22 protein-coding genes and 1 tRNA gene are annotated in these 23,956 nt (G+C 68.3%); 10 read left to right on the top strand and 13 right to left on the bottom strand.

Annotated features, from left to right (window positions below; genetic code table 11):
• Window positions 1-10 precede the first annotated feature (10 nt).
• Window positions 11-1,450, bottom strand: a complete 1,440-nt coding sequence (locus tag ACRDPS_RS04965) for a calcium-binding protein (RefSeq protein WP_431500520.1) — start codon at window positions 1,448-1,450, stop codon at window positions 11-13.
• 123 nt (window positions 1,451-1,573) lie between these two features.
• On the opposite strand from ACRDPS_RS04965, the gene ACRDPS_RS04970 reads away from it, so the two are divergent.
• A complete protein-coding gene (locus tag ACRDPS_RS04970; protein ID WP_431500521.1) occupies window positions 1,574-2,029 on the top strand; it encodes a nuclear transport factor 2 family protein in 456 nt (151 codons plus the stop codon).
• 73 nt (window positions 2,030-2,102) lie between these two features.
• Here the strand turns inward: ACRDPS_RS04970 and ACRDPS_RS04975 are convergent, their stop codons facing one another.
• The 4 genes from ACRDPS_RS04975 to ACRDPS_RS04990 all read right to left on the bottom strand — a co-directional run bounded on the left by ACRDPS_RS04975 (window position 2,103) and on the right by ACRDPS_RS04990 (window position 4,878).
• Entirely contained in the window at window positions 2,103-3,131 is a 1,029-nt protein-coding gene (locus tag ACRDPS_RS04975; protein WP_431500522.1) for a calcium-binding protein, read from the bottom strand.
• 154 nt (window positions 3,132-3,285) lie between these two features.
• Window positions 3,286-3,927, bottom strand: coding sequence for a DUF2461 domain-containing protein (locus tag ACRDPS_RS04980; protein ID WP_431500523.1), 642 nt, complete (start codon window positions 3,925-3,927; stop codon window positions 3,286-3,288).
• A 43-nt stretch (window positions 3,928-3,970) separates the two neighbouring features.
• A tRNA-Gly gene (locus ACRDPS_RS04985) sits at window positions 3,971-4,046 on the bottom strand.
• A 49-nt stretch (window positions 4,047-4,095) separates the two neighbouring features.
• A complete protein-coding gene (locus tag ACRDPS_RS04990) occupies window positions 4,096-4,878 on the bottom strand; it encodes an SGNH/GDSL hydrolase family protein (protein WP_431500524.1) in 783 nt (260 codons plus the stop codon).
• 130 nt (window positions 4,879-5,008) lie between these two features.
• Here ACRDPS_RS04990 and dcd point away from each other — a divergent pair, with 130 nt between their 5' ends.
• From dcd to ACRDPS_RS05035, 9 genes are all read left to right on the top strand, one after another.
• On the top strand, window positions 5,009-5,584 hold the full coding sequence (dcd, locus tag ACRDPS_RS04995) for a dCTP deaminase (protein WP_431500525.1): 576 nt from the start codon (window positions 5,009-5,011) through the stop codon (window positions 5,582-5,584).
• A gap of 74 nt (window positions 5,585-5,658) precedes the next feature.
• Window positions 5,659-6,261, top strand: a complete 603-nt coding sequence (locus tag ACRDPS_RS05000) for a DNA-3-methyladenine glycosylase I (protein WP_431500526.1) — start codon at window positions 5,659-5,661, stop codon at window positions 6,259-6,261.
• Window positions 6,262-6,375: 114 nt separating this feature from the next.
• The gene (locus tag ACRDPS_RS05005; RefSeq protein ID WP_431500527.1) at window positions 6,376-7,407 is read left to right on the top strand and encodes an iron-siderophore ABC transporter substrate-binding protein; all 1,032 of its coding nucleotides are present in this window, start codon (window positions 6,376-6,378) and stop codon (window positions 7,405-7,407) included.
• On the top strand, window positions 7,404-8,432 hold the full coding sequence (locus ACRDPS_RS05010) for a FecCD family ABC transporter permease (protein ID WP_431500528.1): 1,029 nt from the start codon (window positions 7,404-7,406) through the stop codon (window positions 8,430-8,432). The genes ACRDPS_RS05005 and ACRDPS_RS05010 overlap by 4 nt, the downstream gene beginning before the upstream one ends.
• Window positions 8,429-9,505, top strand: a complete 1,077-nt coding sequence (locus ACRDPS_RS05015) for a FecCD family ABC transporter permease (RefSeq protein WP_431500529.1) — start codon at window positions 8,429-8,431, stop codon at window positions 9,503-9,505. The genes ACRDPS_RS05010 and ACRDPS_RS05015 overlap by 4 nt, the downstream gene beginning before the upstream one ends.
• The gene (locus ACRDPS_RS05020; protein ID WP_431500530.1) at window positions 9,502-10,326 is read left to right on the top strand and encodes an ABC transporter ATP-binding protein; all 825 of its coding nucleotides are present in this window, start codon (window positions 9,502-9,504) and stop codon (window positions 10,324-10,326) included. The genes ACRDPS_RS05015 and ACRDPS_RS05020 overlap by 4 nt, the downstream gene beginning before the upstream one ends.
• A 1-nt stretch (window position 10,327) precedes the next feature.
• The gene (locus ACRDPS_RS05025; protein WP_431500531.1) at window positions 10,328-11,281 is read left to right on the top strand and encodes a siderophore-interacting protein; all 954 of its coding nucleotides are present in this window, start codon (window positions 10,328-10,330) and stop codon (window positions 11,279-11,281) included.
• 83 nt (window positions 11,282-11,364) lie between these two features.
• The gene (locus tag ACRDPS_RS05030) at window positions 11,365-13,095 is read left to right on the top strand and encodes a sodium:solute symporter family protein (RefSeq protein ID WP_431500548.1); all 1,731 of its coding nucleotides are present in this window, start codon (window positions 11,365-11,367) and stop codon (window positions 13,093-13,095) included.
• A gap of 10 nt (window positions 13,096-13,105) precedes the next feature.
• Window positions 13,106-13,378 (top strand): hypothetical protein, encoded by a 273-nt coding sequence (locus tag ACRDPS_RS05035; protein WP_431500532.1) that lies wholly within the window; start codon window positions 13,106-13,108, stop codon window positions 13,376-13,378.
• A gap of 11 nt (window positions 13,379-13,389) precedes the next feature.
• Here ACRDPS_RS05035 and ACRDPS_RS05040 read toward each other — a convergent pair whose 3' ends face one another.
• From ACRDPS_RS05040 to ACRDPS_RS05075, 8 genes are all read right to left on the bottom strand, one after another.
• Window positions 13,390-14,151, bottom strand: coding sequence for a DUF4097 family beta strand repeat-containing protein (locus ACRDPS_RS05040; RefSeq protein ID WP_431500533.1), 762 nt, complete (start codon window positions 14,149-14,151; stop codon window positions 13,390-13,392).
• Window positions 14,152-14,275: 124 nt separating this feature from the next.
• Window positions 14,276-14,857, bottom strand: a complete 582-nt coding sequence (locus ACRDPS_RS05045; RefSeq protein ID WP_431500534.1) for a toxin-antitoxin system HicB family antitoxin — start codon at window positions 14,855-14,857, stop codon at window positions 14,276-14,278.
• 268 nt (window positions 14,858-15,125) lie between these two features.
• Window positions 15,126-18,716, bottom strand: coding sequence for a heterodisulfide reductase-related iron-sulfur binding cluster (locus ACRDPS_RS05050; protein WP_431500535.1), 3,591 nt, complete (start codon window positions 18,714-18,716; stop codon window positions 15,126-15,128).
• 183 nt (window positions 18,717-18,899) lie between these two features.
• The gene (locus ACRDPS_RS05055) at window positions 18,900-20,174 is read right to left on the bottom strand and encodes a choice-of-anchor P family protein (protein ID WP_431500536.1); all 1,275 of its coding nucleotides are present in this window, start codon (window positions 20,172-20,174) and stop codon (window positions 18,900-18,902) included.
• A gap of 271 nt (window positions 20,175-20,445) precedes the next feature.
• The gene (locus tag ACRDPS_RS05060; RefSeq protein WP_431500537.1) at window positions 20,446-21,531 is read right to left on the bottom strand and encodes a hypothetical protein; all 1,086 of its coding nucleotides are present in this window, start codon (window positions 21,529-21,531) and stop codon (window positions 20,446-20,448) included.
• Window positions 21,532-21,763: 232 nt separating this feature from the next.
• Window positions 21,764-22,627: an HpcH/HpaI aldolase/citrate lyase family protein gene (locus ACRDPS_RS05065; protein ID WP_431500538.1), complete on the bottom strand. Its 864-nt coding sequence runs from the start codon at window positions 22,625-22,627 to the stop codon at window positions 21,764-21,766.
• Window positions 22,627-23,694 (bottom strand): HpcH/HpaI aldolase/citrate lyase family protein, encoded by a 1,068-nt coding sequence (locus ACRDPS_RS05070; RefSeq protein ID WP_431500539.1) that lies wholly within the window; start codon window positions 23,692-23,694, stop codon window positions 22,627-22,629. Before ACRDPS_RS05070 ends, ACRDPS_RS05065 begins: the two co-directional genes overlap by 1 nt.
• A gap of 69 nt (window positions 23,695-23,763) precedes the next feature.
• Window positions 23,764-23,895 (bottom strand): hypothetical protein, encoded by a 132-nt coding sequence (locus tag ACRDPS_RS05075; RefSeq protein WP_431500540.1) that lies wholly within the window; start codon window positions 23,893-23,895, stop codon window positions 23,764-23,766.
• Window positions 23,896-23,956: the final 61 nt, after the last annotated feature.

Here is a 23,956-nt window from a genome sequence, read left to right on the forward strand (position 1 = left end):
AGACTAGTGGTCAGGGAGCCCGGTAGTTGTCGGGACTCGTCTTGACGTAGAACCTCACGGTGCAGGACGACGTACGTCCCGGCCGCCTCTCGGCGAGGCAGGCGTCGGAGCCATATCCGCCGGACACGATGTCGGGGTGGCCGCGGGTTCCGTCGGTGCTCTTGCCGCCGGTGAGCCGGTCGTCGCCGTTTCCGCCGAGGACCGTGTCGAAGTCGCCGTTGCCCTGGAGCATGTCGTTGCCCGCGCGGCCCTCGATGCGGTCGGTGCCGCGGTAGCCCATGATGAAGTCGCGCCCGTCGCCGCCGTAGAGCCGGTCGTTGCCCGACTCCCCGAAGATCTGGTCGTTCCCGGGGCCTCCCTGGACCCGGTCGCCGCCCGAGCCGGCGGAGACCCAGTCGCTCCCCGAGCCGGCGATCACGGTGTCCGCTCCGCTCTCGCCGCGGATGGTGTCGCTGGCGGCACCGCCGCTGATGTAGTCGTTCCCGGCGTTGGCCGCGACCCAGTCGGTGCCGGTCTCGCCGTAGAGCCGGTCAGCACTCGTCGATCCATGGATCGCGTCGTTCCCGCTGCCGCCGTAGATGACGTTTCCGACGTCGGTGGCGCTGGTGACCTCGCTCGTCGCCCAGAGGCTGTCGTTGCCGCCGTAGCCCCAGAGCGTGTCGGCACCCGGACCGCCCTGCAGCGTGTCCTTGCCGGAGGAGCCTGCGATCTTGTCGTTCCCGCTGCCGCCCAGGGCCTCGCCCCGCGCCCAGATCCTGTCGTCGCCGTCTTCGCCGCGTGCCAACCCGCGCCCGACGCGAATCTGATCGCTGCCGGTGCCGCCGTAGATGATGCTCCAGTCGGACGAGCGGCGCGGGGAGAGGTGTCCGTAGACGATGTCGTTGCCGCCGTCGCCGTAGAGCCACTCCCGGCCGCCGCCGGCGTAGATGGTGTCGGTCCCGGTGCCGCCGTGGATCTTGTCGCCGTCCTCCAGGCCGGTGGGTGCCGTGGTGGTGCTGTCGGCGTAGATCCTGTCGTCGCTCGGGCCGCCGTCGATGATGTCGACGCTCGGGGTGCCGTAGATGCGGTCCTGACCCGTGCCTCCGTAGGCGCTGCCGCCGATCTGGGGCGGGGTGATCCTCAGGGTGTCGTTGCCGGCATCGCCGTGGATCTCGCCGCCGGAGACCGTGTCGTTGCCGTTCCCGCCGAAGACCTCGTAGGCGTCGATCGTGTCGTTGCCGTCACCGCCACAGACCGTGTCGTCGTTGCGGCCGTCGATCCGGTCGTCGGCGGGTGTCCCCAGGATGACGTCGTAGGTGGAGGTCGGGGTCTGGCCGAGGTTGAGATCCACGGTGACCTGTCGTCCGCCGCAGGTGGCGGTGTCCTCGGCGAAGGAGGCGGTGGGGGTGGCTGCCGCAAGCGCCACCAGCGCGCTCGCGGTGAGCGCTGAGATACGGATAGGGGTACGCACGAAGGGAACCTAGCCGAAGCGGTGTCGATCGGGTGCCGGTTGACGACATTCCGTACGAGCTTCGTTGCCGGTTCATGGGAGATCGAGTAGAACACGTTCCAGTTTCGGCGTACGATCTGCCGCATGATCTCCTCCGACGCCATCACCTGGAACGCGCCCGACGACGAACATCCCGCACGTACGGCCGGGCAGCGCTCCTATGCCGCCGTCGCCAAGGGTGACCTCGACGAGTGGCTGACGATCTATGCCGAGGACTGCGTGCTCGAGGACCCGGTCGGACCGTCGATGTTCGACCCCGAGGGCAAGGGTCACCACGGGCACGAGGGGCTCAAGGCGTTCTGGGAGAAGGCGATCGCGTCGGTCGACAAGTTCGAGTTCGAGATCAACGACTCCTTCGCCAACCCGGAGGGCAACACCTGCGCCAACATCGGCAAGATCAAGACGAGCTTCGCCGACGGCAGCTACACCACCACGGAGCTGATCATGGTCTACGTCGTCAACGAAGAGGGCCGGGTGAAGTCGATGAAGGCCTTCTGGGAGCCCGAGCGCACCATGGCGAGCTTCACGGCCGCCAGCTGAGCGCACGAGTGGGCGAAAATGGCGCTCGATCCGGCCTGGGATCTGCCACTTTCGCCCACTTGCTGGCCTCGGCTCAGATCGTGGGGTACGGGACGCCCGTCGGCGGATATGCGCGCATCCCGCCGAGGATCGTGCAGGAGTACGTGACGCCGGCACCGGGCTCGGATGCGCAGTTGTCTCGACCGGACTGACCCTTGACGACATCGGCATGCGCACCGCCGATAAGACGGTCCCGGTCGGCCCCGCCGAGGACGCGGTCACGCCCCTCGCCGCCCGCGATCGAGTCGTTCCCGGTGCCGCCGACCAGGTAGTCGCTGCCGCTGTAGCCCTTGATCCAGTCGCGGCCGCTGCCGCCGTAGAGATGGTCGTTGCCCGATTGGCCGCTGATGCTGTCGGGTCCGCTGCCGCCATAGGCCACGTCACCGCCGCTCCCGCCGTAGACGCCGTCGCTCCCGCTGCCGCCGTAGAGTCGATCATCGCCGCTGTTGCCGCGGACATAGTCGTTGCCGGGGCCGCCGGACACGGCATCGTTCCCGGCCGAACCGTAGAGATTGTCAGATCCGCCCTCACCGTGGATGCGGTCGCTGCCTCCCTGGCCCTCGATGAGGTCGTTGCCGTCGCCGCCGTAGAGGGTGTCGCCGCCGTCGGTCCCGACGGCGGAGGACATACCCGGGTTGTAGTGCCCATGGATCCGGTCGTTGCCACCGCCGCCCCAGATGACGTCGGAGCCCGTTCCGCCGCGAAGGTCGTCCCCGCCGGAGGTGCCATGGATCCGGTCGCGTCCCCAGCCGCCATCGGCCTGACGAGACCAGATCTCGTCGTTGCCGCCATCCCCGAAGGCGTAGTAGGCGGCGTGGATCCTGTCGTCACCCGCGCCCCCGCAGACGACGTCGCTCGAGTCGGCGTAGATCGTGTCGTCGCCCGGAGTGCCGAGGATGAAGTCGCGCTCCGAGGAGCTCCTCGGCTGCTGGCCGTGGTTCATGTCGATCGTGACGGCGGAGCCGCCACAGGTCGGGGCCGCGGCGGCGGAGGTCGGCGTCAGTGCAAAGAGGGGGATGGCCAGGAGTGACGCTGCTCCGGCGACCGAAAGAGGTGTACGCACGGCGACACCGTAGTGGGTATCCGCTGGGTTGCGTGCGAGATTGTCATCGACCCGCGCACTTTCCCGCCATGGCGGGAAAATGCGGGCCTGATCGCGCCCATCTGGCCGCAGAATCCCGCCATGGCGGGAAAATGCCCCAGCCTGGGCCGACGAATCAGGCGATGGCGTGCTCGGCGATCCACTCGACCAGGGGCCGTACGGCTCGCCAGTCCTTCTTCACCTCGCCGACCAGGTCGGCGGTGTGGATGACCGGCTCGAAGCCGATCGTGTGGCCGAGGTGGATGGACTTGTGCCGGAGCAGCTCGATCTTGGGGTGGTCCTTGGCGACGCCGCGCGGAGCGGTCTTGAGGCGGTCGCCGGTGACCTCGTACCCCTTCTTCTCCGCGACGGCGAGCCGTTTCTCCAGGTCAGCGCCGTAGTGATCGTGGACGATGGCGTCCCGGAAGGCCGCCAGCCGGGGCGGCTCGAACCAGTAGCAGCCACCACCGGTGCGTACGCCGCGGGGTGAGACCTCCACGTAGTAGCCGGTCTGCGGCGCCACCGCCACGAAGGCTCCCTGGTGGGCCTTGTAGGGCAGCTTGTCCTTCGAGAAACGTACGTCGCGGTAGGGCCGGAAGATCTTGGCGGCCCCGAACTCCTCGGCGAGCTCGTCGGTGAGCGCCTTCATCGGCGCGTGGACCGACTCCTTGTAGATGTGCTTGTGGGCTTCCCAGAACGACTTGGTGTTGTCGATCTCGAGGTCGTCGTAGAAGTCGAGCGCCGCAACGGGGAAACCTTGAAAAGCCACGCTGCTCATCCTATGAGGAGGCTGCTCACGCCGATTCGGCGCTCTGGAAATTTGGAGCGGACGACGAGATTCGAACTCGCGACATCAACCTTGGGAAGGTTGCGCTCTACCAACTGAGCTACGTCCGCAGGTGCGACGAGGATGTTACCCCACCCGCCCGGCCAGATGTGAAACCGGTCAGGAAAGTCGGGTCGCCTCGGGATAGCGCGCCGACAGCCCGTCGCCGGCGAGACCACGCAGCATGCGACGTGCGGCCCAGGGGAGTGCCCGCGCGGCCAGCCGCCGGACCTCGCGGACGGGGCCGCCGGCGCTCGGTTCCTCGATGACGACCAGCGGTTTCGGGGTGGGCAGCTGGTGACGTACGCCCAGGGTGTCGAGGACCTTGATCGCCATCAGCCGATGTCCGGGCGCTCCCAGGAAGCCGTGGCCGTCCCAGTAGCCGGCGTCGTCGTACTCGGTCATCCGCCAGAAGTCGACCAGCGTCGCGCCGCGCCGCTGCGCGATCTCGCGGACGGCTTCGTTGTAGACCGCGAAGCGTCCGCGCAGCAACCGCCCGACGGTCGTCGCCCGCGCCCCGTAGGCCGTGAAGACGACTACTTTGGCGCCGCTGTCGACGAGCTGCTCGATCGCCGACTCGTAGGTCGCGAGCAGCGCGTCGACGTCGACATGCGGCCACATCAGGTCGACGGAGCCGCCGTAGATCGTCACCACGTCCGGCTCGAGCGCGATCGCCGGCGCCACCTGCTCCTTGACGATCCGGTCGATCCCGCGGCCCCGGACGGCGAGGTTGGCGTAGGCGAACTCGGGGGTCCGCTCGGCCATCACCTCGGCGACCCGATCCGCCCAGCCGCGTACGCCGTTCGGGCGGGTGGGGTCGACATCGCCGACCCCCTCGGTGAAGGAGTCCCCCAGCGCGACGTATCGGCGGTAGCCGCCGGGGATCAGCGCATCCAGTGCCATGGCCCAGATTCAACCGGTTTCGCCCCGGCGGACACGACTCCGTCGCGGAATCTGTGACGGATGGGGTAGAGGAGATTCCAGGGACGCCGCAGGGGCCGTACGCAGCGCCCGGCTGCGTTAGGTTTGCCTCGTGCTGCTGAGCGACAAGGACATCCTGACCGAGATCCACGACGGGCGGATCGTCATCGACCCCTGGGACGAGTCGATGCTTCAGCCGTCGTCGATCGACGTACGCCTGGACCGGTTCTTCCGGGTCTTCGACAACCACAAGTACGCCACGATCGACCCGGCCGTGGACCAGTCCGAGCTCACCCGGCAGATCGAGACCGAGGGAGACGAGCCGTTCATCCTGCACCCGGGCGAGTTCGTGCTCGGATCGACGTACGAGACGGTCAGCCTGCCCGACGACATCGCCGCGCGCGTGGAAGGCAAGAGCTCGCTGGGGCGCCTCGGGCTGCTCACCCACGCCACCGCCGGCTTCGTCGACCCGGGATTCGCCGGCCACGTGACCCTCGAGCTGGCCAACGTCGCCACGCTGCCGATCAAGCTCTACCCAGGCATGAAGATCGGTCAGTACTGCTTCTTCCGGCTCACCTCGCCCGCCCAGAACCCCTACGGCAGCGAGAAGTACGGCAGCCGCTACCAGGGACAGCGCGGGCCCACCGCCTCGCGCAGCTTCCAGAGCTTCCACCGCACCAAGATCTGAGGTCGCCGGTGGTCGAGCCTGTCGAGACCCAGGTGTGAAGGAGGTCGTCGGTGGTCGCGGCTAGGGTCGGGTGGATGAGCGAAGCACCGTTCCTTGCCCCCGACGGCCAGACCCGCTGCGCGTGGGCCGGCGGGGCGCCGGAGTTCTTGGACTACCACGACACCGAGTGGGGTTTCCCGGGCGGCGGAGACGTACGCCTCTTCGAGAAGATCTGTCTCGAGGGATTCCAGAGTGGGCTGTCGTGGCGCACGATCCTCAACAAGCGGCCGGCCTTCCGCGAGGTGTTCGCCGGGTTCGACCACCACCTGGTCGCCGAGTTCGACGAGAGCGACGTCGAGCGGCTTCTCCAGGACGCGCGGATCATCCGCCACCGCGGCAAGATCGAGGCCACGATCAACAACGCCCGGCGCGCGGTCGAGCTCGTCGCGGAGCAGGGGTCGCTGGCGGCGTACGTCTGGGGTTTCGAGCCGGAGCCGCTGGCGGTGCCGGAGGTGGTGGCGACCTCGGCCGCGTCCATCGCTCTCTCCAAGGACCTCAAGAAGCGTGGCTGGAAGTTCGTGGGCCCGACGACGATGTACGCCTTCATGCAGTCGATGGGGGTCATCAACGACCACTCGCTCGACTGCGTGACGCGGGACCTGGTCGAGGCCGAGAGGGATGCGTTCGTCAGGCCGTGAGGCCGCCGCGGCATCCAAGCCGCGTCGTCCAAATAGCAGGGGCGATACCTTGCCGGAAGGCAAATGTGTTTAGGCTGTCCTAACTAAGCATTGCCTAACCCGAGGTGGCCCCCAATGATCCGTCGTCCCGTACTCATGGCAGCAAGCGTCGCGCTCGCTGTCTCCGGCCTGGCTGCGTGCAGCACCGGCTCGGCCGACTCCGCCGACTCGGCAGCGGAGTCCACGTCGAAGGCAGACTCCGGCGCGTTCCCCGCGACCGTCGAGCACGCCTTCGGCGAGACCAAGATCGAGAAGGAACCGAAGCGCGTCGCCGTCGTCGGCGTCAACGACCAGGACATGCTCCTCTCGCTCGGCGTCGTGCCCGTCAGCATTCCCAAGGTGACCTGGGGTGGCGACGAGGACGGCACCACGCCGTGGTTCGACGAGAAACTCGAGGAGCTGAAGGCCGACCAGCCGGCGATCCTCGACCAGACCGACGCGGTCCCGGTGGACGAGGTCGCCAAGCAGACCCCCGACCTGATCCTGGCGACCTACTCGGGCATCACCGAGGCGGAGTACAAGAAGCTCTCCGCGATCGCCCCGACCGTCGCCTACCCGGACCAGCCGTGGGCCACCCCGTGGCAGACCTCGCTCGACATGGTCGGCAAGGCCACCGGTCGCAACAAGCTGGCTGACGAGGTCGAGGCGGACACGACGGAGGCCATCGAGGCCGCCAAGAAGGACAACCCGGAGATCCAGGGCAAGACCTTCGTCTGGGCCTCGCTCGCGACCGCCGATCTGTCCAAGATCCCCTTCTACACGACCGAGGACGCCCGTCCGGACTTCCTGGTCCAGCTGGGCATGAAGAACGCGCCGTACGTCGAGGCGAACACCAAGAAGGGCCAGTTCTTCACCGAGGTCTCGGCCGAGAAGGCCAGCGAGCTCGAGTCCGACTTCTTCTTCACCTACGCCGTGGAGGAGACGGACGCCGCGACGTTCGAGAAGGACAAGCTGGTCGGTCAGATCCCCGCGATCAAGAACGGTCACATGTGGGCCTCGACCGACAACGTGTCCTCGCTCGCCGCGGGCATTCCGACGCCGCTGTCGGTCCCGTACGCCATCGACAAGTTCGTTCCCGGGATCGTGAAGGCCGTCGAGGGTCAGTGACCCTCGATCTCGTCCAGCACCGTGCCCCGGCCGCTCCTCAGCGCGGCCGGGGCGGGTCGGCTCTACCCATCGCCGGTCTGCTGGTGGGCGTCATCCTGGTCGCTGTCGTGGCCTCGTTGCTGATCGGCGCGAAGCTGGTCTCGCCGCTGGACCTGTGGCGGGACGGGTCCGTCGGCCAGGCGATCATCCAGGCGCGGATGCCGCGTACGGTGCTCGGCATCATCGTCGGGGCCGCGCTGGCGATCGCCGGCGGCTGCCTTCAGGGGCTGACCCGCAACCCGCTGGCCGACCCGGGGCTGCTCGGGATCAACGCCGGGGCCACCTTCGCCATGGTCATCGCGGTCTCCGTCTTCGGGATCGGGTCCCTGATCGGCTACGTGTGGTTCGCCTTCGTGGGTGCGGCGCTGGCGATGGTGCTCGTGCACACGGTCGCCTCCTTCGGCTCCGGCGGGGCCACCCCGGCCAAGCTGGTGCTCGCCGGCGCGGCGCTCTCCGCCGGCGTCGCGTCCTGGACCGCTGCCGTCCTCCTCCGTGACAAGGCCACCTTCGACGTGCTCCGCCAGTGGCAGGTCGGCACCGTCGGCGGCCGAGGATGGGACGTCCTCCTCACCGGCCTGCCGTTCCTCGTCGTCGGCGCCGTCCTGGCGCTCACCGGGGCGCGTACGCTCGACACGCTCGCTCTCGGTGACGACCTGGCCAAGGGGCTGGGTCGCCGGACCGCGATCGACCGTGTCGTGGTCGGACTGGCCGTGGTCCTCCTCACCGGCACCGCCACGGCCCTGTGCGGGCCGATCGGGTTCGTCGGGCTGGTCGTGCCGCACATGGTGCGGGTCCTGGTCGGCTCCGCCTACACCCGGGTGCTTCCACTCTCGGCCGGCTTCGGCGCCGCGCTCACGCTGCTCGCCGACGTCGTCGGCCGGGTCGTCTGGCCGCCCGCCGAGATCCAGGTCGGGGTCATGACGGCCATCGTCGGCGTACCGGTCTTCGTCTACTTCCTGCGTCGCGGACGGATGGCCGGGCTGTGAGCGGGCGCGTGGAGAACCTGCTCAGCCGGGCCGCCGAAGGACGGGCGGCACAGACCGTAGGAGTCGTACGTCGCGCCCGAAGCCTCCCGCGCAGGCGCTTGTGGTGGGTGGCCGGAAGCCTGGGCGCGGTGCTGTTCGCGCTCTTCGCGCTGCGCGTGCTCGCCGGTGACTTCATCATCACCCCGCCGGACTTCGTGAGGATCCTCGCCGGCGAGGAGATCCCCAGCGCCCCGAGCGCGCGCTTCATCCTGATGGAGTCGAAGCTTCCGCGCGCAGTGCTCGGCGTGCTCGCTGGGGTGGCGTTCGGCACCGCCGGCGCGATCTTCCAGTCGACCTTGCGCAACCCGCTGGCCAGCCCCGACATGCTCGGGATCTCGCTCGGGGCCAGCGCCGCGGCGGTCTTCGCGATCGTCGTGCTCTCGGTCAACGGATCGACGCTCTCGATCGTCGGCGTCGCCGGCGCGATCCTCACCGCCCTGGTCATCCGCGCCGTCGCCGGCGGCGACGGTGGCTACCGGCTGGTGCTCGTCGGCGTCACCGCCGCCGCTGCTCTGCTGGCCGTGATCCAGTATCTCTTCACCCGTGCCGCCGAGAACGACGCCCAGCGCGCCCTGCGCTGGATGACCGGCAGCCTCAGCGACGCCACCTGGCCGACGATCCGGATCCTGGCGATCTGCCTGCTCGTCCTGCTGCCGCTGGTGGCGTGGACGGTGAAGTCGCAGCGGGTGCTCGAGCTCGGTCCCGACGTGGCCAACGCTCTCGGTGTCACCCACCGCTACGCCGATCTGCTGCTGCTCCTCGCGGTGCTGCTGTGTGCGCTGGCCGTCGCCGCGTCCGGCCCGGTCGCGTTCGTCGCGTTCGTCGCCGGGCCCATCGCGCGAGTGCTCAACGGAGGACGTACGACCCTCCTCGGCGCTGCCCTGGTCGGAGCGATCGTGATGGTCGCGTCCGACTATCTGGCGGCGTACGCCATTCCTGACACCAACCTCCCGGTCGGTGTCGTCACCGGTGCGTTCGGGGCACCCTTCTTGATGTGGTTGCTCGCCAGCGGGCGGGCTGGAAGGAAGTCATGAGACTCGCTGCGGAGAGTGTGAGCCTCGGTTATGGCGGAGACCCCGTCGTCGACAGAGTCTCGCTCGAGATCCCTGACGGCCTCACCACGGTGATAGTCGGCGCCAACGGCTGCGGGAAGTCGACCCTGCTCCGTGGGATGGCGCGCCTGCTTCGCCCCATGTCCGGGCAGGTGGTGCTCGATGGCAAGGCCGTCCACAAGCAGCCAACCCGTGCGGTCGCCAAGACTCTGGGCCTGATGCCGCAGTCCCCGATCGCGCCCGAGGGGATCACCGTCGTCGACCTCGTCGGTCGCGGCCGCCAGCCTCACCGGGGCGCGCTGCAGCGCTGGTCGCCGGAGGACGACACGGCCGTGGCCGAGGCGCTCGAGCTGACCAGCACGATCGACCTCGCCGACCGGATCGTCGACGAGCTCTCGGGTGGTCAGCGGCAGCGGGTCTGGGTGGCGATGGCGCTGGCTCAGCAGACCGACCTGCTGCTCCTCGACGAGCCGACCACGTTCCTCGACGTCGCCCACCAGATCGACCTCCTCGACCTGCTCCACGGGCTTCGTGAGACCAGAGGCACCACCGTCGTGATGGTGCTGCACGACCTCAACCTCGCCGCCCGCTATGCCGACCATCTGGTCGCCATGAGCGACGGCAGGGTCGCCGCCACCGGGACCCCGGCCGAGGTGGTCACCGCCGATCGTGTCGAGGAGATCTTCGGCCTCGAGGCGCAGGTCATCCCCGACCCCGTCTCGGGCACGCCGCTCGTCGTCCCCATCGGCCGTCACCACCGCCCGATCTCCCAACCCACCCCCGCGCAGTCCAAGGGAGCCTGACATGCCCGTCCTCGCCCGCGTCTCCGTGCGCTCCGTCGAGCGCCTCTCACCGTCCTTCGCCCGCATCGAGCTGGTCGGCGACGACCTGGCCGACTTCGGCACCGACGGCCCGACCCTCGACCAGCGCATCAAGCTCATGTTCCCGGCCTCCCCGGGCGTCCTCCCCGAGCTCTCTCACGACTGGTACACCGACTGGCTCGCCCTCCCCGAGGAGGAGCGCCCCCGGATGCGCACCTACACGATCCGCTCGATCGAGGAGTCGGCCCCTTCGACAAGCTCAGGACATCGCATCGAGAAGCGCCTGTACGTCGACTTCGTGCTGCACCCCGGAGCGCACGGCCCCGGCTCCGACTGGGCCGGCGTGGCCAAGCCGGGTGACGAGATCCTGGTGGCCGGGCCGAAGATCGGCGAGGAGTACGGCGGGACCGAGTGGATCCCCGGTGACGCGAGCCGGCTGCTGCTGGTCGGCGACGAGACGGCCGTCCCGGCGGTCGTCTCGATCCTGGAGTCCTTGCCGGCGGACGCCACCGGATCGGCCTTCCTGGAGGTCCCGGTCGCTGGGGACGTACAGGAGGTGTCTGCGCCTGCCGGGATGGACGTCACCTGGCTGCCGCGAGAGGGTGCGCCCGTGGGCGGGCCGGCCGTGGCGGCCGTCGGTGGACTGCTCGGCTTCGAGGTGAAGCCCGATGACGTGACCTCGGTCGAGGTCGTGGATCCGGACCTGTGGGAGACGCCGGTCTACTCCTCCTCCGGCGAGACCTTCGCCGCCGAGGACGGCTCCGCGAACGGTGCCGCGGGTGGCGGCGACGACGAGGACGGGCGCTATGCCTGGATCGCCGGTGAGTCCCGGATGGTCACCGCGCTGCGCCGCCACCTGGTCAACGAGCTCGAGATGCCGCGCAAGCAGGTCGCCTTCATGGGCTACTGGCGCGAGGGCGTGTCGATGAAGGGGTGACCCAGCGCGAATCCGCGGCATATGCGTGGTTAAGTTTGGTGCGCCCAATCAAATAGAAGGGTCGTGGAATGCAAACAAGCATCCTGGCCGCGGACACCCTGATCCAGGCCAACGCGGTCGACTATCTCCTGATCGCCATCTACTTCGCATTCGTTCTCGGTATCGGCTTCCTGGCCAGTCGGGGCATGTCGAACTCGGTGGACTTCTTCCTCTCCGGCCGGTCCCTGCCCGCGTGGGTCACCGGCCTCGCCTTCATCTCAGCGAACCTCGGCGCGGTCGAGATCATGGGGATGTCGGCAACAGGGGCACAGCTCGGACTTCCGACCGTCCACTACTTCTGGATCGGCGCCGTTCCGGCGATGCTCTTCCTGGGCGTCGTGATGATGCCCTTCTACTACGGCTCGAAGGTGCGCTCGGTCCCCGAGTTCATGAAGCGTCGCTTCGGCACCGGTGCCCACCTGGTCAACGCGATCTCGTTCGCCGTGGCTCAGCTGCTGATCGCCGGCATCAACCTCTACCTGCTCGGCGCCATCGTGCACGCGCTGCTCGGCTGGCCGCTGTGGGTCGCGCTGATCGTCGCCGCGGTGATCGTGCTCTCCTACATCACCCTCGGTGGTCTGAAGGCAGCGATCTACAACGAGGTGCTCCAGTTCTTCGTGATCGTGGCCGCGCTGCTGCCGCTGACCCTTCTCGGGTTGCATCGCGTGGGCGGCTGGGACGGTCTGACCGCGAAGATCACCGAGGCCGCGAACGACAATCCCGACACCATCGCGCCGGCCGCGGACCAGCTCAACTCCTGGCCCGGTGCGGCGCTGACCGGCTTCAACTCCGACATCCTCTCGGTGATCGGCATCGTGTTCGGTCTCGGCTTCGTGCTCTCCTTCGGCTACTGGACGACCAACTTCGTCGAGGTCCAGCGTGCGATGGCCGCCGACTCGATCAGCGCCGCTCGCAAGACGCCGATCATCGGCGCGTTCCCGAAGATGTTCATCCCGTTCATCACCATCTTCCCCGGCATGATCGCGGCGGTCCTGGTGACCGAGATCGCGCGTACGAAAGCGGGGGAGTCGGTTGCGGGCGGGGCCTCCGGTGAGGGCGTGACGTACAACGACTCGCTGCTCTACCTGATGGCGGAGGTGCTGCCCAACGGTCTGCTCGGCCTGGCGATCACCGGTCTGCTGGCGGCGTTCATGGCCGGCATGGCGGCGAACGTATCCGCCTTCAACACGGTCGTGTCCTTCGACCTCATCCAGGAATACATCATCAAGGACCGGCCCGACGACTTCTACGTCAAGCTGGGCCGCTGGGCGACCATCGCCGCGACTGCGATCGCGATCTTCACCGCCGCCCTGGCGTCGAACTTCTCCAACATCATGGACTACCTGCAGACCCTGTTCGGGTTCTTCAACGCGCCGCTGTTCGCGACGTTCATCCTGGGTATGTTCTGGAAGCGGATGACCGCGACCGCCGGTTGGACCGGTCTGGTCTCCGGCACCCTGGCCGCGGTGCTCGTCGGCATTCTCTCCGACGGCACGCTCGGAGGTCTCTCCGTCGGTGTCCTGCCGCTGTCGGGCCAGGGCGCGTCGTTCGTGGCCGCCGGTGCTGCCTTCGTCGTCGACATCGTCGTCAGCGTGCTCGTCTCGCTGGTGACCAAGCCGAAGCCGGAGGGATCCTTGAAGGGTCTCGTCTACTCCGAGACCCCCAAGGAGGACCTGGTGGACGCCGAGGATGCCGGTCGTCCGTGGTACTCGCGACCGGTGCCGCTGGCCGGCGTCGCGCTGGTCATGGTCATCATCTTGAACGTGATCTTCTAAGGAGGCTGAGATGTCCACAGAAACCAAAAGTGGCGGGTTCCTCGGAACGATGCTGTCGCTCTTCGACATCCGCAACGTGATCGGGGCCCTGCTCGCGGTCTACGGCGTCATCCTGGGCCTGATGGGCCTGTTCGGTGACCCGGAGGTCGACAAGACGGGCGGGCCCAACGCCAACCTGTGGGCGGGCATCGTCCTGCTCGTCGTCGGCGCCATCTTCCTCGCCTGGGGTCTGCTTCGGCCGGTCGTGCCCGAGGCACCCCACCCCGGTGAAGAGAAGAAGTAGCCCATCTGGGCTCAGAGTCCGACGAGGGTGACGTCACCGCTGACCGTGGTGGTGCGGAGCTCGACGTAGGGCTCGCCCTCGGCCGGTGCGCCAGCGCTCTCGACAGTGCTGGTGCACCGGCCGGTCACCGTGTTGACGTCGGTCCACACCGGGGTCCCGTTCGGGATTCCGATGCGTACGTCGGCAGACGCGCCCTTCACCGAGATCCGGCCGGCGCTGACCGAGTGGATCGCGAAGTCGCCCGCTCCGGTCGAGTGGCTCACGTCGCCCTCGACCTCGTCGATCTCCACGCCGCCCGATCCGGTCTTGGTCTGGAGATCGTGGACCGTACCGATCCGGATGTCACCGGATCCGGACTTGATCGAGGTACGCCCATCGAGGGTGTCGGCCTCGACGTCTCCTGACCCGGACTCGACCTGGAACTCCTCGGTGACCCGGCCGATCCGTACGTCGCCCGAACCGGTCTGGAGCCAGGCGGCCCTCAGGACGCCCTGGACGGCGATGTCGGCGCTTCCGGTGCGGGCTCGCAGCTGGCTGCGGGACGGGAGCGTCACGGTGATCTCGTAGCTCCGTGAGCGGCCGAACGGTCCTTTGTGCGGCTCGGTGATGTTGATCGTGTCGCCGCTCTGCTCGACCACGAGATCCTCGGCGTCATCGCCGTCGATCTCGACGGTCGTCTCGTCGGTCTCGGTCGCCTGGACCTCGAGATTGCCCTTGCTGAACTCGACGAACAGCTTCGCCGGGGCGGTGGACATGAAGGTGTACGTGCTCATGGTGCTGCTCCTGTTTCGATGTGAGTGCTGCTGAGGGTGTGCTGATCTACCGGACGAGCCGGTCGGCCGTCCGTTGTTGCGTCTCCGGTTTGGTCGGGCTGGGTCGGGCTGGCTCAGTGGTAGGTCAGAGCCAGCCGGACATCCGGCGGTCGGATCGGCCGCGGTTGTTTCCGCGGAACGGGTCGAAGCCGCCCATCGCCTCGCTGACGATGTGCGGGATCGCGGAGAGGTCGACGTCCACGTTGACGGAGCTCTCACGCGTAGCCGCGCGCACCGCGCTGACGAGCCAGGTGTTGAGCGACTGGCCGGCGTCGGCCGCCGCCTCCTCGGCTCTCGCCTTGAGCGACTCCGGGATGCGCAGCGTCACCCGCGCGAGGTTGTCGTCGGTCTCCGGCTCCGGCGTGCCAGGGGGAGCCGGGGGTGTCGGCGGCGCGGGGGCGGGAGGCGGCGTAGGCGGCTCGAAGGCCGGAAGGCTGACCCCGAACTCGAGGTCACGGCCCTGCAGACGTACGTCGACGTTCCCGGCCGGCAGCTCGGCGGTGATCTCCGAGGCGGCCTGGCTGACGGCCTCCATGATCGCCAGCCGGGCGGCGGGGTCGAGCGCGAAGCTCAGCCGCTCGGCGGTCTCACGGGTCTCTTGCCCCGATGCGTCGGCCGCGGCGAGCAGGTCCCGTCGCAGGCTGTCGATGTACGGCGTGATGTCCATGCCACCACTATGACATCATCACGACGTCATCACAAGGACTTTCTGACGTCACGTGATGTCACCACTCGCCGAGACGTCACTTCTGCAGGCCGAGAAGTCAGTTGTGCAGGCCGAGTGGGCAGGGAGGTGCCCATTCGGCCTGCAGAAGTGACTCTTCGGCCTGCAGAACTGACTTCTCGGCGGGCGGTGACTCTGGCGCTGTACGTGACGATGGCACCCTGTGATTGCTCGCAAGGTGCCATCGTCTGGTGCAGCGGACTGCGGTGGGTCAGAGGTCGAAGAGCGACCCTGACTCGTGGATGTCGACGTCCGTACGCGGCGTGTGAGCGTCGCCGCTCGCGGCCGGTGCGGGCTTCGACTCGGTTGTCGGCTCTGCCTCTTCCGCGGGGGCGGAGGCTTCCGGCTCGGCGGGGGCCTCGGGGGTGGTCTCGGCCGGAGCGTCCGCCTCGGCGGGTGCGTCGACCGTGGCCTCGGCGGGAGCCTCTTCGACTGCTGCCTCCGGGGCCGGAGCGGCCTCGGAGGGGGCCTCGACCGGGGCATCCGCAGGGGCGGCCTCGGCGGGGGCTGCTGCTGCGCTGACCACGCCGTCGGGGGCTTCGATGTCGAAGAGCGAGCCGAGGTTGTCGAAGTCGACGTCGCTCTTCGGCTCCGAGGTCACTCCCGAACCCGCGGCGGGTGCCGCCGGAGCGACGGGAGCAGGCGCGCTGGTCTCGGCCGGAGCAGCCTCGACCGGAGCAGCCTCGACCGGAGTGGCCTCCGGAGTGGCCTCCTGGACCGGAGCCTCCTCGACCGGAGCCGTGGCCTCGGGGGCCTTGGCCGGGGTGGGCTCGGGCTCGTTGGCCGGGAGGTCGAAGAGTGAGCCACCTGCGTTGAGGTCGACGCTTGGCTCCTCCTGGGCCGGGGCCGGGGCCGGGGCCGGGGCGGGCGCCTCGGGCTCGGCGGCGGGAGCTGCCTTCGCCTCGGGGGCCGGTGCCTCTTCCGCCGGCGCGGCCGGGAGGTCGAACAGCGAGCCGCCGGCTCCCAGGTCGACAGCAGGCTCATCGGTCGGTGCCTCAGCGGCGGGCGCCTCTGGAGCCGGGGTCGACTTCGCCTCGGGTGCCGCGGGTGCGGCCTCCTGTGCGGGTACGTCGAAGAGTGACCCACCGGTGCCGAGGTCGTCGGTCGGCTGGGCCTTCGCCTCGGGGGCAGCCGGTTCGTCGGCAGGTACGTCGAACAGCGAGCCTCCCGAAGCCGCGGGCTTCTCGTCAGCAGGCGCGTCCGCAGGTGTGTCGAACAGCGACCCACCCGAGGCAGGCTCCTCCGGCTCGGCGGCCGGAGCGGGGGTGTCGAAGAGCGACCCGCCACCCGACGTACCGCCGGCGGCCGGCTCGGCCGGGGCAGGGGAGTCGAAGAGCGAGGACGTGTCGGCAGGGGCCGCCGGCACATCCGACTCGGCGGGCGAGTCGAAGAGCGACGAGCCCGCGGCGGCCGCTCCACCGGCAGCGACAGCGCCACCGGCAGCGCCACCAGCGACGGCAGCACCACCCCCGGCGGAGGAAGCCTCCTCGGCGGCCGGAGCGGCCTTGGCGGTGGCTCCGACCTTCGCGCCCTGGCCCGGAGCCAGCTTGGTGGCCTGCTCGCCCTTCACGGATGCGAGCAGCATCTGCGCGACGTCGAGCACCTCGACCTCTTCGCGCGCGACGCCGTTGGCCTGGGACTTGGTCAGGCCGTCGGAGAGCATGACGCGGCAGAACGGGCAGCCGACCGCGATCTGGTCGGCGCCGGTGGCGACGGCCTCATCGGTGCGGTTCTCGTTGATCCGCGATCCGATCTTCTCCTCCATCCACATCCGGGCACCACCGGCACCACAGCAGAAGGAGCGCTCGGAGTTGCGCGGCATCTCCTTGTACTCGGCGCCGGGCATGATCTGGAGCAGCTCACGTGGCGGCTCGTAGACGCCGTTGTGACGACCGATGTAGCACGGGTCGTGGTAGGTGATGGAGCGCTTCTGGGCGCCCGCGCCCTCCGCGACCGGAGTCAGCTTGCCCTCGCGTACGAGACGGTTGAGCAGCTGGGTGTGGTGGACGACCTCGAGCTCGATGCCGAACTCCTTGTACTCGTTCTTCAACGTGTTGAAGCAGTGAGCACAGGTGGTGACGGCCTTCTTGACCTTGAACTCCTTGAACGTCTCGACGTTCTGCTGAGCCAGACCCTGGAAGACGAACTCGTTGCCGGCCCGGCGGGCGGAGTCGCCGGTGCAGGTCTCGCCGTTGCCCAGCACGCCGAAGGAGACCCCGGCCATGTCGAGCAGCTCCGCCACCGCGCGGGTGGTCTTCTTGGCGCGGTCCTCGTACGCCCCGGCGCAGCCGACCCAGAACAGCCAGTCGACCTCCTCGAGGGACTCGATGTCCTTGCCGACCTCCTTGACGTCGAAGGGCAGGTCCTTGGCCCAGTCCATGCGCGCGTTGGCGTTCATGTTCCAGGGGTTGCCCTTGCCCTCGAGGCCCTTGAAGAGACCGTTGAGCTCGGAGGGGAAGTTCGACTCGACGAGCACCTGGTAGCGGCGCATGTCCATGATGTGGTCGACGTGCTCGATGTCGACAGGGCACTGCTGGACGCAGGCGCCACAGGAGGTGCAGGACCAGAGCACGTCCTCGTCGATGACGAAGCCGCCGTCCTCGGGGTTGTAGAACCAGTCGAGGACCTCGGCGTTGCCCTCGGCACCGTCAGGGGCGCCCTCGGCCTTGCCGACCAGGGGCTTCTCGAGCAGGTCCCCGCGACTCTCAGGATCAGCGGCGGCAGCGGCGTACGCCTGCTCGCGCATGGCCATCATCATCAGCTTCGGCGAGAGCGGCTTATCGGTGTGCCAGGCAGGGCACTGCGACTGGCAGCGACCGCACTCGGTGCAGGTGGTGAAGTCGAGGATGCCCTTCCAGGAGAAGTCCTGGATCGTGCCGACGCCGAGGATCGCGTCCTCGGGGATGCGGTCCTCCTCGACGTCCTCGAGGGTGACCGGTTTGCCGTCGATGAGCATCGGCTTGATCGCGCCCAGGGCGGTGCCGAGCGGGCGGGCGCCGTCCACGTCGGACGTACGCGACCCCGGCTCACGCTTGAACCAGATGTTGAACCAGGCGGTGAAGCGGTGCCAGGCGACACCCATCGTCAGGTTGGCCGAGATCACCATGAGCCAGATCAGCGCGGAGAGGATCTTGAAGGCCGCGATGATGTAGATAATGTTCTCGAGCGCGCCGATGGAGCCCTCGCCCGTCGGGTAGAGCCCGCCGAAGAACTGCGCGAGCGGGAAGTGGAAGCCGGTCGCGTGCTCCGCGTGCTCGCCGCCGTGGGCCAGAGCCAGGTTGTACTCCGCGCCGCGGATGAACAGGATCGCGATCGACTCCAGCAGGACCATCGCCTCGACGAAGAACGCCTGCCACATCACCGAGCCGTAGAACCGCGTCTCACGCCCCAGCTTCTTCGGCTGGTGCATGAGCCGGTAGATGATCAGCGGGATGATGCCCAGAGCACCGAGCAGGCCGAGGCCCTCGGCGACCCACTCGTAGAGGAAGAACTTCCCGATGAGCGGGATCGTCCAGTCAGCGGAGAAGAGCTGGAAGTACGCCGAGCCGACCGCGGTCGAGAGCACGATGAACGCCGCGAAGGCGAACCAGTGCAGGATCCCGACCCAGGTCCACTGCAGCATGCGCGTGTGGAGGACGGTCTCTTTCAGCATCGTCAGTGTGCGGGCCAGTGGTTGGTCGACGCGGCTGATCGGCGTACCGATCTTGATGACCGCGAGCATCGACCTGACCGCCTTGGTCGTCAGATAGACGGCGGCCACCGTGGTCGCGAGACACACGACGATGGCGATGATCTGCAACATGCCTAGGCGCTCCTCATCAGCGGGCAGGACTGCCGGAATGCAACCGAGCCTAGTGCTTGTGATCGGTTCGGTCGCGTAAGGGTGGGTTGATACTACCCGTGAGTAACTTCATAACGAAGAAACGGCCCGCGACCTGGTCAGGCCGCGGGCCGTTTCTTAGGACAGCCTTAGTGGATCAAGGCTTTACGCGTCCGGGTTCACCGCGAAGCGAGCGTGACCGATGTTCACGTGGGACTTGGTGCCCTCGGTCGCGTCGAGGAGCGTCAGCCGCAGGGCGACGACCTCGATCAGCTTCTTGCTGCGGTTGGTGACCACATTGGTCTCGATCTTGACGAGGCCGGGGATGTCAACGCGGGAGAGCGCGGTACGGAGCTGCTCCAGCGAAGCCTTCCGGTCACCGATGTAGATCTCGCCGAACTTCGTACCCGAGGTGCTCGTGGACGTACCCGAGCCCTTGGTGTACTTCGCGTTGGCCTGAGCCCGGAGAGCCTCGATACGGATCGCGCCATCACCGATGTTGACCTTGGCAACCTGGCCGAAGCTGTAACCGGAGGCGGTCGACTTGGTCTGGCTCGAGCGCTGACCGCTCGAGAGGCCCTTGACGTCGACGATGTTGCCGGCGTCACCCAGCGGCACGCCGGCGAGGGACTTGGTCAGCTCCTTGCCCTTGGTGCCGGTGCAGACGACGTTGGTCAGCGGGTTCTTGCCGACCTCGACGTTGCCGCCGAGCACGCTGGCGTCGACGGCGGCACCGAAGCCACCGAAGATGCCGGAGTAGACCTTGCTGTTGATGTCGGCGCGCGAGCGACCGACGATGACCTCGGAGTCGCTGCCGTGGAGCTTGATGTAGATGCCGTTGGCGTAGGACATCGCGCCGTCAGCCTTGGTGCGCTCCGTGGTGTTCCCCAGACCGATGGTCGCGATGCCCGGAATGATGAGCGGCTTGTCGCGGCCCGGGATCTTGAGCTCGTGCTTGGGACCGGGGCCGGCCGGGTCGAAGATCACGTGAGCGATGTTCGCCTTGGCGTCAGCCTTGAAGTTGGCGCCGTCCCACCATGCCTGCGACCGCGAGCTGAGTCCCTCGACGGTCACCTTGCCCAGCGGGCTGTTGTTGAGCACGACATTGGCGATCTTGTGGTCCGAGATGACCTTGACCGTCTTGCCGGACTTCACGGTGCGCTGCCGAGTCTCGGTAGCGCCGATCTTGCCGAGGCCGGGCACCTTCGCGCCGGCGGTGTTGTTGCTGACGTCGTGACCAGCCTTACGGGTGCACCCGACGGTCTGGTATCCGAGATCTCCCGAGTTGGCCGGCAGGCTGCCGCCGGTCACACGGGTTCCGAAGCCGTTGGCGAACATCCCGAAGGAGGTAGTCGTCAGAGCGGCCTGTGAGGGTGCTGGCACAGCCAGGATGCCGCCGGTAAGAGCGGCAGCGGCTGCGGACAGCACGAGCGTACGCATGCTTCGCATTGTTGGTTGGACTCCGATTTCTGCAATGAGGATCCCCCAAGATCCCCGCAACGGGGCCGTGCCACCTGCCAGATCCGGGGGAACCTGGCGCACTCCCGAGTTAAGGGGTGGCACATCGGGCAAACGAGAGAAAACGAGAGAAGTTATCGGGACGGAGGTCCTATTTCTAGATAACTCGTCCTGAACTTCACCTATCTGTCGATAGAAATATCAAAGAGCCGCAACCTCATGGAGGTTGCGGCTCTTTGGGTCAGGCCGATGATTACCTGGTCAGGTCCAGATTGATTCCGGTGAGCGTGCCGACGACGCCGGTGGTCGCGTCGAGCGTCGGCGCCACCACGTTCTCGCCGAGCGTCGGCCGCTTGGGCTCCTGCGGCTCGGGCTCCGGTGCCGGTTCGGGGGCGGGCGCCGGCTCCGGCTGGGGCTCGGGCGCCGGTGCGGGGGCCGGGTCGGCGGAGGTCCCGCCTCCACCGCTCGGGGCAGCGACCGACCCGCTGGAGGAGTGCGCACCGCCGTAGCCCCCGGCGCTGGAGGGGGCGTCGTAGTCGCCGGTGGAGTGCTTTCCGCCGGCCGTGGCGCGCTCGACGGCAGGGGAGACGTGCGCGACCGGTGCCTGCTTCTCAGGCACGATGACGCCCGGTGCCCCGACGACCTCCTGGCCGCCGAGATGCTCGATCGCCGGGCCGGCGTCGAGCTGGCTCGCGTGGGCCTTGACCTGCTCGGTCTGGCCCTCGAAGCCCGTGCCCGAGTCGAGGTTGCCCTGGGCGAAGGCGCCGATGGCGGCCGAGGCGATCGCCATCGCCGCCAGCGGCATCAGGATCGCCTTCTTGTTGCGGGCGCGGCCCTCGGCCTCGGGCCCCTGGTCGATGAACGAGGCGCGCCGCGTCGGGGCCTGGGCGGCGGCGTACGACGGCATCGCCGGGTTGGCGTACATACGGGGCTGCGAGACGTTCGGGTAAGGGTGCTGCGCCGCGTAGGGGTTGGGCTGGTACGCCTGCTGCGGCAGCTGCGCGTGCGCCGGCATCGGGCGCTGGTGCGCGGGCCGAGCCGGCTGGAAGAAGCTGGCGTCAGGCCGCGGCCCGCCCTGCGGGGCCGCGGAGGCCCCCGGCGTACGCAGCGGCAGCCCGTCCACACCCGGGATCTGTCCGGACTGCGGCTTGGGCGAGTACGGCGTGTAGCGCGGGGCCGGGGCCTGCCCCGGGGCAGCGTGCACGTTCGGGCTGGTGAACCACGACTCGGTCGAGGGCTTCATGCCCTCGAGGGCGCGCGCGGCGATCTCGAGCGGATCGGGAGCAACGCCCTCGACACGACGCATGGGCGGGAGCGGCCGGTTGATCTCTTCAGTCATGAACTGTGTCTCCTGCACGCATAGTCAGTGTGGGTGTGAATCGCGCGCGACGTAACCCCACCAGAATCTCGCCGTCTTGTCACCTTCTGCTCCGCGCGGTGTTACTGAACAGGCCAAAAGATTTGACGTTGGTAACGGCTTAGATACTGGCGGGGGTATGTCATGCCCAGATTTGGTCAATCTCGTGATGCCTGAGTGTTACCGACCGCTGTTCACTCAGAGCTCCGCCGGCTCAGAGCGCGGCGATGGCCTCGGCGATGCTCAGGGTGCGTCGTGCGGACTCGACGTGGAGGTTCTCCACCATCTTGCCGTTGTGCGTCACCACGCCGCCGTCGCTCGCCTCCCAGGTCTCGATGAGACCCTTGGCGTCCTCGACCGCCTGCTCGCTCGGGGCGAAGCCGGCGTTGGCGCCCTCGACCTGGGCGGGATGGATCAGGGTCTTGCCGTCGAATCCGAAGACGCGGCCCTGCTCGACCTCGGTCGCGTAGCCCTCGGCGTCCTTCACATTGTTGTAGACGCCGTCGAGGATGACCTTGCCGCTCGCGCGCGCGGCGAGCACGGCCAGCTGCAGGCTCGTGACCAGGTTGGCCCGGGCGGGGACGTGGTCGACGTACAGCTCCTTGACCAGGTCGTTCGTGCCCATGACGAGCACCGTCAGCCGCTCGGAGGCGGAGGCGATCTCCTCGGCGTGGAGGATGGCGTACGGGCTCTCGATCATCGCCCACAGCTTGGTCTGCTCCGGGACGCCGGCCTTCTCGAAGGCCGCGACGAGGTCGTGCACCTGCTGGGCGCTGTTGACCTTCGGGACCACGATGGCGTCGGGTCCGGCCTTGGCGGCGGCGGCCAGATCGTCGGAGTGCCACTCGGTGTCGGCGCCGTTGATGCGGATGGTCAGCTCCTTGGAGCCGTACTCACCCGAGGTCACCGCGGCGGCCGCGTTCTCGCGGGCCTGGGGCTTCGCGTCGGGCGCGACCGCGTCCTCGAGGTCGAGGATCAGCGCGTCGGCCTGGATCGTCTTCGCCTTCTCCAGGGCCCGCTCGTTGGAGCTGGGCATGTAGAGGACGGAGCGGCGGGGGCGAAGGGTCTCGTCGGTCATCAGTCCACCTCGATGGTGTCGTAGAGCTCCTTGAGCTTCGGGTCGATCGCGGCCAGCTCCTCGGCGAGGTCGACGAGCACGAGGCACTGCTTGAGGCTGGCGTCGTCCTCCATCTTGCCGTCGAGCATGACCGCGCCGGTGCCGTCGCCCATGGCCGCGACCACGCGGCGGGCGTGCTTGATGTCCTCGACGCTGGGGGAGAAGACGCGGTTGGCGATCTCGATCTGCTTGGGGTGCAGGCTCCAGGTCCCGACGCAGCCGAGCAGGAAAGCGTTGCGGAACTGGTCCTCGGCCGCGACCACGTCGGTGATGTCGCCGAACGGGCCGTAGTAGGGGTAGATCCCGGCCTCGGCGCACGCGTCGACCATCTTCGCGATGGTGTAGTGCCACAGATCCTGCTGGAAGACGGTGCGCTCGCCCTGGATGTCACCGTCGACCGGGTCCTGGCGGACCAGGTAGCCCGGGTGGCCACCGCCGACGCGGGTGGTCTTCATCTTCCGGTCGGCCGCGAGGTCGGCCGGGCCGAGGCTGATGCCCTGCATGCGCGGTGAGGCCATCGCGATCTCCTCGACGTTGGCCACGCCGCGCGCGGTCTCGAGGATGGCGTGGATGAGGATCGGCTTCTGTACGCCGCCCTTGGCCTCGAGCTGGGCAAGGATCCGGTCCACGTAGTGGATGTCCTCAGGACCCTGCACCTTCGGCACCATCACGACGTCGAGCTTGTCGCCGATCTCGGTGACCAGGCTGAGCAGGTCGTCGAGGACCCACGGGGAGTCGAGGGAGTTGATCCGGGTCCAGAGCTGGGTCTTGTCGAAGTCTGTGTTCTTCGCGATCTCGATCAGGCCTTCGCGCGCGGCGATCTTGTTGTCGGCCTTGACGGCGTCCTCCAGGTTGCCGAGGAGCACGTCGACGGTGCCGACCATCGCCGGCACCTTCGCGGCCATCTTCGGGTTGGACGGGTCGAAGAAATGGATCGCGCGGCTGGGCCGCGCCGGGATCTCCCGCAGCGGTGCGGGGGCGCCCACCGCCAACGGTGCGAAGAAGTCCTTAGGGCTCTTGTGACTCATGCGGCTGAGCCTAACCGGCTCCAGTTACCTGCAAGTAGGGTCCCGGCCGCCGAGACACGCTCTCGCAGGTCATCGCCTCCGTGCAGGGTGGTCGGCCGGCACCTTGGAGCCGTGGCGGACCCGCGCGCCGGCGTCGAAGCCGGCGAGGGTGGCACGGATGGTGGCGGCGAAGTTGCTTGGGGTCTTCCGGTTCTTGGTCATGACTCGATCGTGCCCGCCGTCGGCGCCCCAGGGGAGTGGCAGGATTGACTAAGAGTGCTAG

The organism is Nocardioides sp., assembly GCF_050699375.1.
GTDB lineage: Bacteria > Actinomycetota > Actinomycetes > Propionibacteriales > Nocardioidaceae > Nocardioides.